The sequence below is a fragment of the Planctomyces sp. SH-PL14 genome (assembly GCF_001610835.1).
Classification (GTDB): Bacteria; Planctomycetota; Planctomycetia; order Planctomycetales; family Planctomycetaceae; genus Planctomyces_A.
In genome coordinates this window covers 501581-515769 of the sequence record NZ_CP011270.1, presented here as the reverse complement: position 1 = coordinate 515769, position 14189 = coordinate 501581, and the positions used below count along the sequence as shown (strand labels likewise).

The 14189-nt window shown below is 65.0% G+C and carries 10 protein-coding genes; 8 read left to right on the top strand and 2 right to left on the bottom strand.

All coding sequences use genetic code 11. The annotated features are described in order from the left end of the window. The first annotated feature begins 574 nt into the window (after positions 1–574). Both VT03_RS02185 and VT03_RS02180 read left to right on the top strand, forming a co-directional pair. Positions 575–2053, top strand: coding sequence for a serine/threonine-protein kinase (locus VT03_RS02185; protein WP_075091468.1), 1479 nt, complete (start codon positions 575–577; stop codon positions 2051–2053). Beyond that, entirely contained in the window at positions 2054–2947 is an 894-nt protein-coding gene (locus VT03_RS02180; protein ID WP_075091467.1) for a sugar phosphate isomerase/epimerase family protein, read from the top strand. It abuts the gene before it with no gap. Positions 2948–3036: 89 nt separating this feature from the next. On the opposite strand, the gene VT03_RS02175 is transcribed toward VT03_RS02180, so the two are convergent. After that, positions 3037–3624 (bottom strand): Uma2 family endonuclease, encoded by a 588-nt coding sequence (locus VT03_RS02175; RefSeq protein ID WP_075091466.1) that lies wholly within the window; start codon positions 3622–3624, stop codon positions 3037–3039. A gap of 457 nt (positions 3625–4081) precedes the next feature. On the opposite strand from VT03_RS02175, the gene VT03_RS02170 reads away from it, so the two are divergent. Beyond that, positions 4082–5437: an MFS transporter gene (locus VT03_RS02170; RefSeq protein ID WP_156514233.1), complete on the top strand. Its 1356-nt coding sequence runs from the start codon at positions 4082–4084 to the stop codon at positions 5435–5437. A 39-nt stretch (positions 5438–5476) separates the two neighbouring features. On the opposite strand, the gene VT03_RS02165 is transcribed toward VT03_RS02170, so the two are convergent. After that, positions 5477–5692, bottom strand: a complete 216-nt coding sequence (locus tag VT03_RS02165; RefSeq protein WP_075091464.1) for a hypothetical protein — start codon at positions 5690–5692, stop codon at positions 5477–5479. Positions 5693–6430: 738 nt separating this feature from the next. Between VT03_RS02165 and odhB the strand changes: the two genes are divergently transcribed. From odhB to VT03_RS02140, 5 genes are all read left to right on the top strand, one after another. Further along, positions 6431–7645 carry a 2-oxoglutarate dehydrogenase complex dihydrolipoyllysine-residue succinyltransferase gene (odhB, locus tag VT03_RS02160; protein WP_075091463.1) on the top strand — a complete coding sequence of 405 codons (1215 nt, stop codon included), beginning with the start codon at positions 6431–6433 and terminating at the stop codon, positions 7643–7645. A gap of 114 nt (positions 7646–7759) precedes the next feature. Further along, entirely contained in the window at positions 7760–9142 is a 1383-nt protein-coding gene (gene lpdA / locus VT03_RS02155; RefSeq protein ID WP_075091462.1) for a dihydrolipoyl dehydrogenase, read from the top strand. Positions 9143–9705: 563 nt separating this feature from the next. Then, a complete protein-coding gene (locus tag VT03_RS02150) occupies positions 9706–10227 on the top strand; it encodes a hypothetical protein (RefSeq protein WP_075091461.1) in 522 nt (173 codons plus the stop codon). Positions 10228–10611: 384 nt separating this feature from the next. Further along, a complete protein-coding gene (locus tag VT03_RS02145; RefSeq protein ID WP_075091460.1) occupies positions 10612–11352 on the top strand; it encodes an ABC transporter ATP-binding protein in 741 nt (246 codons plus the stop codon). A 60-nt stretch (positions 11353–11412) separates the two neighbouring features. Beyond that, positions 11413–14088 carry a Gldg family protein gene (locus VT03_RS02140; protein ID WP_075091459.1) on the top strand — a complete coding sequence of 892 codons (2676 nt, stop codon included), beginning with the start codon at positions 11413–11415 and terminating at the stop codon, positions 14086–14088. The last annotated feature ends 101 nt before the right edge of the window (positions 14089–14189 follow it).

Below are 14189 nucleotides of genomic sequence, written 5' to 3'. Positions count from 1 at the left end.
TGACCCTGGAGGGGGATGCAACGGGGCCGGTGCTGTTTTCTTGGCCCCCTTGCCCGGCGGCGGCCTGGCCGTCGAGAGATGTCTGAAGGAGGGAGTGTCCAACCGGGGACAGCGTGCTGTATGGGCCTCCACATCAACCTGCGGGGATTGCTAAGCAAGCGGTGTGATGTGGGGGAGTCCTCAACGCTGGTGCCACAAAACGGACGTCCGTTGTGTACCACGGTTCCTCATGGAAGTGCCTCCGGCGGCAAGGGGGTGAGACCCCCTTGACCCCAGTGGCCTTGGCACGATGGGTTTGAGCTGACAGCGATCAGCCGGCACGAACGCCGTTGGAGCCGCCGGAACAAACCGTGTCGCCTCCGCAGGTTCGCCCTTTCGTCTCGCTTCCGCCTCTCGGCTACAGTCGAATACAGTGCATAGACGCTCTGTTCCCGGGAAAGTCGCTCTGGCTATGGCCGATTCCAAACCTCCGTCCGATTCTGCCAATGAACAGACGGCGATCTTTCCCCCCACAGAAAGGGCCGCCCCGGCTCGCAGCCCCCAGGGAGATGAGTCATCGGAAGGGGCCGGCCGGATGGTCGGCGAGTTCCGCCTCCTCCGCCGCCTCGGACGCGGCGGGATGGCCGAGGTCTGGCTCGCGGAACAGACCTCCCTCCGCCGAAACGTCGCCCTGAAGTTCCTCCGGGCCGAGATCAACTCGGACGACAAGTACATCAAGCGGTTCGAGACGGAAGCGAAGGCGGCCGCCGGACTGAACCACCCGAACATCGTGCAGGTCTACAGCACGGGGGTCGACGCCGGGCAGCACTTCATCGCCCAGGAGTACGTCGCCGGCCAGACCCTCCGGGCCCTGCTGCAGAAGAAGGGGCCGCTCGACGTCTCGCTGGCACTCCTGATCATGCGTCAGACGGCTGCGGCGCTTTCCGCCGCGGCGGAACGGGGGATCGTGCATCGGGACATTAAGCCCGAGAACATCATGATCACCCGCAAGGGGGAAGTGAAAGTCGCGGACTTCGGCCTGGCCCAGGTGAGCGGCAGCGAGAAGCTGAACCTGACGCAGGAGGGGACCACGATGGGGACCCCTCTCTACATGAGCCCCGAGCAGGTCAACGGCCTTCCGCTCGACCAGCGGAGCGACATCTACTCGTTCGGCGTTTCGTGCTACCACATGCTCACCGGGCAGCCGCCGTTCAATGGCGAAAGCCCCGTGGCGGTGGCGGTCCAGCACCTCAACAACGAGCCGCCGCCGATCCAGCAGAAGCGTCCCGATCTCCCGAAGCCGGTGTGTGCCCTCGTCCACCGGATGATGGCCAAGAAGCCGGAGGACCGGTACTCCTCGGCACAGGATGCCCTGAACGACATCCGCAAGATCGCCAAGGCGATCAAGGACACGGGGAACGCAAACAACGTTCAGCTCGCCGAGTTCGCGGCGGGTCAAGCAGCGGCGCCGACGCCGCTGCTCGGGGCCCGTCCGCTCGCGCTCGCGATCTGCTGCGCCGTCCTGGCGGTCGCCGCCGGGGCCGCGATCGGGTATTCGGACCGCCTCAAGGTCCCCGAATCGGTCGGACCTCCCTATCCCCGGCAGCTGACCGCGAAGGAGCAGTTCCTCAAGGCGATGCTCCTCGTGGATAACGAGGACGCGTGGCTGGCGGTCGGCCGGGAATTCGGCAACGACAAGGTCTGGACGCCGAGAGCGACGGAGCAGTTGGGCCTCCTCTATCTGCGCGACCGGCGGCGGTGGGACGACGCCCAGGACCAGTTCAAGCAGTTGCAGCAGATGCGGGGCGTCGGGGCGGAAGGGGACCGCTACTTCGTCGAAGGGACGATCGGCCTCGCCGCGCTGCATGCCTACCGCGGACAGACGGCCCTGGCCAAGACCGAGCTGGAAACCGCACAGGACGCTCTGTCGCTGGCCGAGGATCCGATGAACGTCCTGTCGAACAGCTGGCAGCAGCTGCGCCGGGAGGTCGAATTCCAGGTCAATCCCCGTTCGCAGCAAGGTCCTCCCCGCCCCGGGGAAGGACCGCGGCGGCCCCCCAACGAAGGCCAATGAATGTTCCAGGCACCCGTTCCGTCTTCCTCCCGTCGGGCTTTCCTCACCGCCGCTGCAGCGGGTCTGGCGGCGACCGCTCTCGGTCGGAGCGGCTGGACCGCTGAGCCCGCCAGGGCGATCAAGTTCGGGCTCGTCACCTACATGTGGGGAGCGGACTGGGACCTCGGGACGCTGCTCCGGAACTGCGAGCAGACGGGGCTCCAGGCGGTCGAGCTCCGGACGACGCACGCCCACGGAGTGGAGCCGTCCTTGTCCGCCGCCGAGCGGAAGGAGATCCGGAAGCGGCTGGCGGATTCGCCGATCGAGTGTGTCGGCCCCGGCAGCAACGAGCGGTTCGACGATCCGAACCCGGAGGTCGTCAAGAAGGCGATCGACGCCTCGAAGGCGTTTCTCCAGCTCAGCCATGACATCGGCACGAGCGGGGTGAAGGTCAAGCCGGACCGGTTCTATCCGGACGTCCCGCGGGAGAAGACGATCGAGCAGATCGGCCGGTCGCTGAATGAGCTGGGGAAGTTCGCCGCCGACCTGGGGCAGCAGGTCCGGCTGGAAGTCCACGGCCAGTGCGCCGAACTCCCAACCATCGCCGCGATCATGCAGGTGGCCGACCATCCGAGCGTGGCGGTCTGCTGGAACAGCAACATGGACGACCTGAAGGGGGAGGGGCTCGAAGCCAACTTTGCCCTGGTCCGGAAGCGTTTCGGCCATACGGTCCATGTGCGGGAGCTGGACGATCCCAAGTACCCGTTCGCCAAGCTGTTGCGGCTTCTGGTCGACACGAAGTACGCCGGCTGTGTTCTCCTGGAGGCGGCTTCCAAGCCGGCCGACCGGATCGCCGCCCTGAAAGAGCAGCGGAAGCTGTTCGATCACGGGATTGCCAGCCCCGGCGATCTGTAAGCGGCGCTGCGGTGGCCAATTGGGAGGCCGCGGTCATTCGTCAACCGCGTCACGGCGCGGGGACTGGAGAGCCCCTTCTTAGAAGACCGTCACCGGCTGCCGAAGAACGATCGGACCATCGGCTGGAAACCGGGAAGCTCCGGCTCTCCGCGAAACGCCTGATCTTCTGCGAACAAAGCGGGCGAACGATCGCCGCGAAAGACGGTGACGGTGCGGTACCGAGGATCGACGATCCAGACCTGTTTGACTCCTGCGGTCAGGTAGGTCTCGATCTTGGTCGAGACGTCCTCGTGCGTGTCGGAGGCCGAGAGGACTTCCACCGCGACGACGGGTGGACCGTTGAAATAAGAGATATCCGCCGGGCGATCGACGAATTGCCGTCCCTCGAAGTAGGCGACGTCGAGCCCGACGAGGGTTTCGAATTCGGCGACGAGCCGGCAACGGGCTTCACCGCTGGCAACCGTTCCAATCCGAGCGGGATCGGTGTCCAGCCAGTTCAGTAGCTCACGGCTGATTCTGGAGATCGCTTCGGCATGCCGGGCGTTGCGGTGCGTCATGTTCGGATATTCCCGCACTTCTCCGTTGATGAGTTCCCGGTGAATGTCTGGATCGGAGATCCGGTCCAGTTCCACAAACTCATCCGCGGTCATTCGGCCGGCCACGATGCTCGCCGCCATGATCCTCTCCTTCGCAAGGCCTACGCAGTGTCCATCCTACCGGCGCTCGGCGGGCACGGCCAATCCGGGAACTGCAGTCCGCGTGCTGTCCGAGGCTGCCGGTCGGCGGTCCCGCGGAATTCCGAAAACGGGAATTCGGGCGGTTGGAGCGATTCTGTCGATAACTACCGGTAGCAATTCCCGCGGAATCGCGAACCGGCAACGGCTGCCGCTTGTCCCGCTTCCGTCGCGGTCTTTGTCGTTGCCGGACGACCCGTCCTTGATCGGTCCCGGGCTGTCTGCAACAGTGTGATTCGTTCGCAGGATGCGACCAAACGCTTCCGGCGGTCTCCGCCTCGCTCTCGGCTGTGCCTCGTCTCCAGCTCGATTCTGCGACGGAGTTATTCCTCGTGAGTTCACTTCCGTGTGGACACTTCCCGTCGCGCAGCGGGTCATCATATTGGCCGGCTGCCTGGGCATGGCTTATACCCAACTGACCACATCGGCCGCGGCGGTCCAGTTCTGCCGCGCACTGGGAGGGGGCGGCCTGCACGTCGGGCTCCTGGGAGCGATCCCCTCGGCGACGCTGTTCATGCAGTTCCTCGCGGCGCACGCGGCGAACCGTGTGAAATACCGCCGTCCGCTCTGGTTCTGGGCGTGCATCGTCCAGCGGCTCTGCTACCTCCCGGTCGCTTTCGGCCCGTGGATGTTCCCGGAGTCGCCCCGCATGCTCTGGCTGTGGGCGTTCCTGCTCATTTCCGTCTGCGAGCAGAGTCTCCTCAACTTCGGGACGCCGCTGTGGCTCTCGTGGATGGGGGACTATCTCCCGAAGTCGGGGCTGAGTGAATACTGGGGAGTCCGGCACCGCTTCATGCAGTGGAGCGCGGCGCTGTGTCTGCTCGCCTGCACGCTCTTTTTCGCCCAGGACGAGGCCAACATCCTCGTCGGGTTTGCCGTCATGATCGCCGCCAGCTCGCTGCTGGGGGTGACCGACATCCTGATGTTCCGCAAGGTCGACGAGCCTCCGGTGACCCCAGCCCGTGAAGCGGGGGTCTGGAAGTCGCTCGCCGCTCCATTCCGGCACGGCGGGTTCCGTCGCTACATCGGCTTCATGTCGTACTGGAACCTGGCGGCGATGATCGGGGCTCCGTTCATCAGCCTGTTCCTGCTCGACTACATCGGTCTCAAGCTCTACCAGGTCCTGTTCCTGTGGACGACCGCGGCTGTCGGGGGGGCGATCTCCTCCCGCTGGCTTGGCCGGCTGGCGGAGCGGTACGGCAACCGCCCGGTGCTGATCCTGTCGATCCTGGTGAAGCCGATCAACATGCTCACGTTCCTCGCCTGTCCGCACGATCCGGACGCGGCGATGTGGATGCTGGTGCCGCTGTTCATGCTCGATGCCGTGTTGAACGTCTCGATCCTGATCTGCAACAACGGTTTCCTGCTCAAGAATTCGCCGGTCGAGAACCGGACGATGTACATCGCGGCGGGGACGGCGGTTGCGGGTCTCGTCGGCGGGGCGACCTCGGTCGTCTGCGGTCAGATTCTCTCCACGCTGCTGGCGAACCATGTCAGCTATGGGACCCTGCTGCCCACGGGGTTCCACATCCTGTTCTTCACGAGCATGGTGATGCGGATCCTGGCGATTCCGCTCGTTTTCTTCATTCAGGAGCCCAACACGGCCCCGGCGATGACGGTGGCGGTGGACGTCTTCCGGACGACGCGGATCACGATTGTCCGAGCCTGGCCGGTGGGCCAGCGGGCGGATCGGCGGCGTGCGGCAACCCGGCGGATCGTTTCCAACGGCACGCCGGCTCCGGTCAAGGCGCCTTAGCTTTCCAAGACAAGCGAACTGAGCCGTCTCGACGACGGCTCAGTTCTTTCCGTAGGTCTTGTTGAACGGGGCGTCCCGGTCGAGTGTTTCCTTCTCGAGGGAGCCGGGATCGACGGGGTGGATGCTCTCCTTGGGCTCGCCGCGGTAGTGTTCTTCGACCGGCAGGCGGCAGTCGTCGCCGTCGCATTGACTGACGGTCTTCTGCGGCTTGGCTGCGGGAGCGGCCGACGTTTGTTTTTGTTTCTGGGACGCCATTGTGAGTTCCTCCGGATGGGATTGTCTGGGAGAGCCGCAATATCGATGCCCATGCAGTCTCGTCGGCCCGCCCGCCGGCACGGTTGTGCTCGCTCAAGCCCAATGTGCTACGGCAGCTTGGGGTCAAGGGGGCCACGCCCCCTTGCCGCCGGAGGCACTTCTCTGAGGAACCGTGGTAAATCACGGGCGTTCGGTTTGGGGAACCGGCGTTGAGGACTCCCCCATATCACAGCGCCCGCTTTGCAATCCCCGCGTGTTGGTCAGGGGGCATACGACAAGTTGTCCGCGTTTGGACACCCGCTCCTCCAGACATCTCTCGACGAGAGGGCCTCCGGCGGGCAAAGAGGCTTCGCCCCCTTGCATCCCCCACCAGGGGTACCCCCTGGACCCCGGTGCCCCGCCGGGTGGGCCGCAAGAAATCCACAACTTGATATGCGGAACGCCCCCAGCCTTCACGTTCGCTGAACGACGCCAGCCCGCCGCAGCCATCCGTAACTAACTCTCCCGCAAGAATCTCCGCAAAGAGCCTTGATTCACTCCTGCCGATCCAATATCGGTTCCAATGCGGACTTCCCCAACCCACTCGCAATGTCGAGTTTCAGTGACGTCCGCCTTACACTGTTGGCGGCGACTCCTCGCATCCGGCGCTTGGAAGGGGGATGTCTCGCGGTTTAGTCCGGGGGCGTTCCTGCCGATACGAGGATCGACTCGCCCTCCGCCCGTATCCAAGGAATCGAAATGGCCGCCCCCGTTGATGTTCAGGTTCCCAATGTCGGGGAATCTGTCACCCAGGTCTACATCGGGAAATGGTTCGCTCCGGAAGGCCAGTGGGTTGAGGCGGAAACGCCCATCGTGATGGTCGAGAGCGACAAGGCCACCTTCGAAGTCCCCGCCCCCGCCGCCGGATTCGTCCGGAAGATCCTCAAGAAAGAGGGGGACACCGCCGCCAAGTTCGAGACCATCGCCCAGATCGAACCGGCCGCCAAACCGGCCGACGCCGGAAAGCCCGCCGCTCCCAAGGACGCCGGCAGCAACGGCCCGGCCTCCTCTGACAAGATCGTCATGCCGGCCGCCGAACGGGCGCTCCACGAAAAGGGCCTCAAGGCCGACGACGTCAAGGGAACCGGCCCGGGCGGGCGAGTCCTGAAGGAAGACGTCCAGGTCCAGAAGGCGGCCGAACCCAAGGTCTCGGTCCCGGCCCCCTCGAGCCGCCCCGCGGCTCCCGCGCCGCTCACCAGCATGGGCCCCCGCGAAGAGCGCCGCGTCCCGATGTCGCCGATCCGGCAGACGATCGCCCGCCGCCTCGTCGAAGCCCAGCACAACGCCGCCCTCCTGACGACGTTCAACGAAATCGACATGTCGGCCCTCATGGGCCTCCGGAAGAGCTACCAGGACTTCTTCACCAAGAAGTACGGGATCAAGATCGGCTACATGTCCTTCTTCGTGAAGGCGGTCGTCGATGCCCTGAATCAGTTCCCGCAGGTCGGCGCCCAGGTCAGCGAAGACGGCCGTGAGCTCGTCTTCCGCAACTACGTCGACGTCGGCGTGGCGATCGGCGGTGGACGGGGCCTCGTCGTCCCGGTGCTGCGGAACGCCGAGCGGATGAGCTTCGCCGAGATCGAGCTGGCGATCGCCGACTTCGCCAAGCGGGCCCAGGAAAACCGCCTCGGCCGCGAAGAGCTCGAAGGGGGCACCTTCACGATCAGCAACGGCGGTGTCTACGGCTCGCTGCTCTCGACTCCGATCGTCAATCCGCCCCAGAGCGGCGTTCTCGGGATGCACAACATCGTGGAGCGGCCGATCGCCCTGAACGGGCAGGTCGTCATCCGGCCGATGATGTACGTCGCCCTGACCTACGATCACCGCGTGATCGATGGCCGCGAGGCGGTCTCCTTCCTGAAGCGGGTCAAGGACGTCGCCGAAGACCCGACGCGTATCATTCTGGAAGTTTGAGAGAGAAGGACGAGGGACCGGGGACGAGGGTCTAGAGAAGACTTTCGTTCCCTTTGTTCCATAACGTTCCCTCCCTCCTGTCCCTAGACCCTCGTCCCTAGACCTCCCCCCTCGATGTCCCACTTTGATCTGGTCGTGATTGGCGGCGGTCCCGGCGGCTACGTGGCGGCGATCCGCGCCGCCCAGCTTGGCAAGACGGTTGCCATCGTCGAGTCGGAATCGGCTCTCGGCGGGACCTGTCTGCGGGTCGGCTGCATCCCGTCGAAGGCGCTCCTCGAATCGAGCCACCTGTTCGAGCAGGCGAGCCACATCTCCCAGCGGGGCGTGGTCGTCGAGAACGTGAAGCTCGACCTTCCGGCGATGCTGAAGCACAAGGAAGGGGTCGTCCGGCAGCTTGCGACCGGGATCGACGGGCTGATGAAGAAGAACAAGATCACCCGCCTGCTCGGCCACGGCCGGCTGAACGGCGTCGGCAAGGTGGTCGTCGACGGGAAAGACGGCTCCCAGGAAGTGACCTGTGAGACGGTCCTCATCGCCACGGGCAGCGTCCCGGCGATCCTCCCGGGGATCGAGCTCAGCGGCGACCGGATCGGGACGAGCACCGAAGCCCTCGCGTTCCCCGAAGTGCCGAAGCATCTCGTCGTCATCGGCGCGGGCTACATCGGCTTGGAGCTCGGAACGGTCTGGCGGCGGCTCGGCTCCAAGGTGACGGTCCTCGAGTACCTCGACCGGATCCTGCCGGGGATGGACTCGGAGATCGCCAACGAGGCCAAGAAGATTTTCGAAAAGCAGGGGATCGAGTTCCGCCTGGGCTGCAAGGTGACCGGCGCGAAGTTCGACGGCCAGCAGTGTCAGGTGACGATCGACGGTTCCGATCCGGTCGTCTGTGATCGGGTCCTCGTTGCCGTCGGCCGCAAGCCGAATACGCAGAACCTTGGGCTCGACACGGCCGGCGTGCAGGTCGACAAGCGGGGCTTCATCACCGTCGATCCGCACTACCAGACGAGCGTCGCGAAGGTCCTCGCCATTGGTGACGTCATCGGCGGAGCGATGCTGGCCCACAAGGCGGAAGAAGAGGGGATCGCCGCGGTCGAGCACCTCTACACCGGCTACGGCCACGTGAACTACAACGCGATTCCGGGGGTGGTCTACACCGATCCCGAAGTCGCGACGGTGGGCAAGTCCGAGGACGTTCTGAAGGACGAAGGGGTCGCCTACAAGAAGGGGACTTTCCCGTTCATGGCGAACGGCCGGGCCAAGGCGATGGGCTCCGTCGACGGCAAGGTCAAGGTCCTGGCTCATGCCACGACGGATCGCGTGCTGGGCGTCCATATCATTGGCCCGCATGCCGGCGACCTGATTGCCGAATGCGTGGCGGCGATTTCTTTCGGCGCCAGCAGCGAAGACATTTATCGCACCTGCCACGCCCATCCGACTCTCTCCGAGACGGTGAAGGAAGCGGCGATGGCGGTGTCCGGGCGGGCGATTCACTTCTAAGGCATAGCGCCACCCAGCCGGGGTCCAGGGGGCACCCCTGGTGGGGAGTGCAGAGGGGCAACGCCCCTTTGCCCGCCGGAGGCCGTCTCGTCGAGAGATGTCTGAAAGAGCGAGTGTCCAGGCGCGGACACCGTGCCGTATGCCCCCTCACCAACGTGCGGGGATTGCAAAGCCAGCGGTGTGATGTGAGGGACTCCTCAGCGCCGGTCCCACAAAGGGGACATCCGTTGCTGACCGCGGTTCCCCATCGAAAATGCCTCCGGCGGCAAGGGGGGCCGTGTTGTTTCTAGGCCTCCTTGACCCCAGCCTGCCATGGCACGTTGGGTTTGAGCGAGCATAACCGTGCCGGCGAGGACGCGGGAATGACCGGAAGTCACAGGTCTGCTTGATCACCGCTCAAATCACGGTGAGATGAATCCTCTGCTCCTCCTGCTAGTGTTCTAAACACATTTCTTTCAAGCGTTTACGGACAAGAGCCGACCCGCCGATCGCGGGCATTCCGTTTGCGTCTCCCTGTTCCAACGGAGACTCGCGCCGAGTCTCCCTTTGCCAAGGAGAGAACAATGGCACGACCCAAGAAATCCACGAAGGCCGAAGCCGCCGCGCGGAATGAAGACCCGATCACTGGTGCCCCGGGAGCCCATCCTGTGGGAGCGGGAGTCGGAGCGGCTGTGGGCGGGGCTGCAACGGGAGCGGTGGCCGGTGCGGTCGCCGGCCCGGTGGGAGCCGCCGTCGGGGCGGCGATCGGCGGCATCGCCGGGGGCCTCGCGGGGAAGCAGATCGCCGAGGAGGTCGACCCGACCGTCGAAGCGGCCTACTGGGAGCAGGCGTACCGCGACCGTCCCTACTACGACGACGAAGTCGCCTACGACGAGTACGCGCCCGCCTATCGCTACGGGTGGGAGTCGCGAGTGCAGTATCCCGACAGGTCCTGGGAGGAGATCGAGAGCGATCTTCAGCAGAACTGGGACACCCGCCGCGACCATTCGAGCCTCGACTGGGAACGGGCCCAGCGGGCGACGCGCGACGCCTGGGACCGGATTGGCCAGGGCGATGTGGAAGCCCCACCGCGCCGTCCCAAGTAGTCATTGCATCGACGATGAAGTCCACTGACGGCCCCGACCTGCGTCGGGGCTGTTTTTGTTGAGCGGCCGGCTTTCTGGAAGATCGTCCGAGATGTCCAAAAACGCTGTGAGCGGGCCAGTCCGCGGCAACACCGCGTTGTAGGGACGCCGCGTCTTCCGGACATCTCCCGCGGGGGAGGCCGGAACCATTGGCATGACGCATGCATTCCCTATGATGCCTCCGGACGGCGCGGCATCCGGTCGCTGGTCGCAAATTGCGGTCGGGCTGGCGCTTAGTCCCAGAGGCGGCATCGGATGACGTCTGCCGGCGGCTCGGAGCATGTGCCATTTTGGTGCGGTCTCCCTCGCCATCGGCAGTGGCCAACAGCGTGGGAGACAAGGCGAATGATTCAATCCGCCACCGGTGGGGGGATGATTGAGGCGGATGGCCTCAGCAAGTTCTACGGGCCGTTCGCGGCGACGCGGAACGTCACGTTCTCCGTTCCGCGGGGGCAGGTGGCGGCCTTCCTGGGGCCCAACGGCGCCGGCAAGTCGACGACGATGAAGCTCCTGACCGGGTTCCTCGCTCCCAGCGAAGGGAAGGGGCGGATCGGAGGCTTTGACGTCTCGACCGACCGTCTCGACGCCGCCCGGATCCTCGGCTACCTCCCGGAAAACGGCCCGCTCTACCCGGAAATGACTCCGCAGTCGCTCCTACGGTACGTCGGCGGGGTCCGCGGCCTCGATTCCGCCACGCTCGTGCGGCGGATGGAGTTCGTGGCGGAGAAGTGCTCGCTCAAGGACGTCTGGGGCAAGCCGATCCGGAAACTCTCCCGCGGGTACCGGCAGCGGGTCGGGATGGCCCAGGCGCTGCTCCATGATCCCGAAGTCCTGATTCTCGATGAGCCGACGAGCGGTCTCGATCCGAACCAGACTCACGAAGTCCGCGACCTGATCCGCAGCCTCGGGCAGACGAAGACGATTCTGCTTTCGACGCACATCCTGTCCGAGGTCAAGGCGGTCTGCAGCCGCGTCCTCCTGATCAACCAGGGCCGAATCATCCTGGACGGTTCCGTGGCGGACATGGAGGGGTCGGAACACGACCTCGACGTCCGCTTCCGCAAGCTCACGGGGGGCCGGGTCTGACCGGCCGCGGCCACCACGCTGAGTTCTCCGTCCTCCCCCTCTTCCGATTTTCCAATCGCCATGCTTCGTTCCCACGTCACGCTCGCCATCTTCAAGCGGAACGTGTCCAGCTATTTCTCCGGAATGCTGGGCTACCTGTTCATGATCGTGTTCGTGATCGCCGGGTCGTTCGTCGCGTACAACGACCAGTTCTTCACGAACAACCAGTGCGATCTCGACCAGCTCAGCGCGTATTTCCCCTATCTGCTCCTGTTCATCATCCCCGCCATTACGATGAGCGTGTGGGCGGACGAGCGGAAGCAGGGGACGGACGAGTTGCTCTTCACGCTCCCAGCGACCGACTGGGAGGTGATCCTCGGCAAGTACTTCGCCGTCCTGGCGGTGTACACGCTGACCCTGGGCTTCTCGCTGACTCACGTCATCGTGCTGGAGATCCTGGGCTCCCCGGACTGGGGGATGCTCGTCTCGACCTTCTTCGGCTACTGGCTGACAGGGGCCGCGCTCCTGTCGATCGGGATGTTCTCCTCGACTCTCACAAGCAGTGCCACGGTCGCCTTCGTCCTGGGGGCGGCGATGTGCGCCGTCCCGGTCTTCCTCGACCGGATTCCCGGCCTGATCGGCCTGCTCGCGTGGCTCAACATCCGTGAGCCGGTCAGCATTCCGGGCCGCCTCGGCGACTTCACCCTGGGGCTCATTCCGATCGGCGGCGTGGCGTACTTCGTCGGGATCGTAGTGGTCTTTCTGTATCTCAACGCCGTGATGGTCGCCCGCCGGCACTGGGCCGGCTCCCCCGAGAGCAAGCAGCAGGGGCTGCAGTACCTTCTGCGGGCCCTGAGCCTCACCGTCACCGCCGTGACCGCGACCTACGCGATCGCCCTGGTGACCGGGCAGTTCGGGTTCGATATCGATCTGACCGGCGAACGTCTCTATTCGCTCTCCAACGCGACGGAGAAAGTCCTGAAGGCGGTTCCGGCTGAGAAGCCGATCACGCTGACCGCCTACGTCAGCAAGACCGTTCCCGAGTCCTACGTCCCCGTTCGGAAGAAGCTGCTCGGGCTGATGCGGCAGTTCGGCCGGGCCGGCGGCAAGCGGCTGAGCGCCCGCGTGGTCGATGTCGATCCGCTCTCGAAGGAAGCGGAACAGGCCGCCAAGTGGGGAATTACCTCGCGCCGCGTCGTGTCGCAGGCGGGCGGACGGATCTCGCAGGAAGACGTGTTCCTCGGGCTCGTCGCCACGAGCGGGTATGACCAGGTCGTCATTCCCTACTTCGCCCGCGGGACGCCGATCGAGTACGAGATGACCCGCGCGGTCGGCACGGTCTCGAAGCAGGAGCGGATGAAGATCGGCGTCCTGGAGACCGATGCCAAGGTGGCCGGCGGCGGGATGAACATGCAGACGTTCACCCCCGATCCGGAGTGGAAGCTCGTCCAGGAGCTCAAGAAGCAGTATGAGATCGTCAAGGTCAGCCCGAACGAGCCGATCAAGAAGGACGCATTCAATGTCCTGCTCGCGATCATGCCGTCGTCGCTGACCGAGCCGGAGATGAAGAACCTCGTCGACTACATCCAGGCGGGTGGTCCCGCCCTGATCTTCGACGACCCGGCCCCGATCTGGGTCGGTCCGCAGCTCGCGCCGACGCGGCCCAAACCTTCGCCCGGCGGCGGCATGATGGGGTTCCAGGCTCCTCCGGGGGCTCCCAAGGCGTTCGGCGGCAAGGCGACCTCGCTCCTCGACGCCCTCGGCATCGAGTGGCAGATCACGGATGTCCTGTTCGACGAATACAACCCGCATCCGCGGTTCCCGGAGATGCCCAAGCCGTTCCTGTTCATGACGGCCAAGGGGACCGGGAAGCAGGACCCGCCGATCAACGCGGCCGACCCGGTCACAAAGGGGCTCCAGGAAGTCGTCGCGGTCTTCGCTGGAGAAGTCGAGAAGAAGAACGGCTCCAAGTTTGAATTCACGCCGCTCCTCGAGACCCGCCGCAAGACGTCCGGTTACGTTGCCTACGGCGACATCTTCAAGACCGACTTCCTGGGCCGCGAGACCCTCAACAACGACCTCCGCTATAACCCGGACGGGGAGCGGCATGTCGTCGGAGCCCGGATCAAGTCGAAGGACGGCGATCCGCCGGTGAACGCGATCTTCATCGCCGACGCCGACATGCTGAACGACGGCCTGTTCGGGTTCATCGAAGAGGAGACCGACCTCCTGCTCGACAACGTCGTCTTCGTGATGAACTGCATCGACGACCTGGCGGGGGTCAAGGACTACACCCCGCTCCGCAGCCGCCGCCCCGAGCAGCGGGTGCTGACTCTCGTCGAAAGCCGGCGGGAGAAGTTCGACGCCGAAGTCCGCGAGCGGATGAAGGAAGCGGACAAGGAAGCGAAAGAGAAGCTCGAAGGGGCTCAGTCCCGCCTCGACAAGGCGGTCGAGTCGATCGAGAAGGACGCGTCGCTCTCGGCGGACGAGAAGGAGATCCGCAAGATGACCCGCCAGGCGGCCGAACAGAGGCGCCTCGACCTCGAGAAGTCCGAGATCGAACGGGTCAAGAGCGCGGAAATCCGCACCGCCCAGGTCGACGCCAACGAGAACGTCCAGCGAATCCAGAGCCAGATCCAGTTGTGGGCGATCCTGCTCCCGCCACTGCCGGCCCTGCTCCTGGGACTCTTCGTCCTGGTGGTCCGCCTCCTCGACGAGAACCGGGGGATTTCTTCCGATCGACTCGTTCAGCGGTAACAAGGCGTTTCGGCCGCCGCTCTCAGCAGAAGCGGCGGCCCTGACTGGTTCCCATTCACCGACTTCCAGGAGCCCGCCCCACGCACGCAGCACCAACTCGC

Coding starts and splice junctions, on each gene's coding strand:
- VT03_RS02185 (WP_075091468.1), top strand. CDS start 575: ATGGTCGGCGAGTTCCGCCTCCTCCGCCGCCTCGGACGCGGCGGGATG.
- VT03_RS02180 (WP_075091467.1), top strand. CDS start 2,054: ATGTTCCAGGCACCCGTTCCGTCTTCCTCCCGTCGGGCTTTCCTCACC.
- VT03_RS02175 (WP_075091466.1), bottom strand. CDS start 3,624: ATGGCGGCGAGCATCGTGGCCGGCCGAATGACCGCGGATGAGTTTGTG.
- VT03_RS02170 (WP_156514233.1), top strand. CDS start 4,082: ATGGCTTATACCCAACTGACCACATCGGCCGCGGCGGTCCAGTTCTGC.
- VT03_RS02165 (WP_075091464.1), bottom strand. CDS start 5,692: ATGGCGTCCCAGAAACAAAAACAAACGTCGGCCGCTCCCGCAGCCAAG.
- odhB (WP_075091463.1), top strand. CDS start 6,431: ATGGCCGCCCCCGTTGATGTTCAGGTTCCCAATGTCGGGGAATCTGTC.
- lpdA (WP_075091462.1), top strand. CDS start 7,760: ATGTCCCACTTTGATCTGGTCGTGATTGGCGGCGGTCCCGGCGGCTAC.
- VT03_RS02150 (WP_075091461.1), top strand. CDS start 9,706: ATGGCACGACCCAAGAAATCCACGAAGGCCGAAGCCGCCGCGCGGAAT.
- VT03_RS02145 (WP_075091460.1), top strand. CDS start 10,612: ATGATTCAATCCGCCACCGGTGGGGGGATGATTGAGGCGGATGGCCTC.
- VT03_RS02140 (WP_075091459.1), top strand. CDS start 11,413: ATGCTTCGTTCCCACGTCACGCTCGCCATCTTCAAGCGGAACGTGTCC.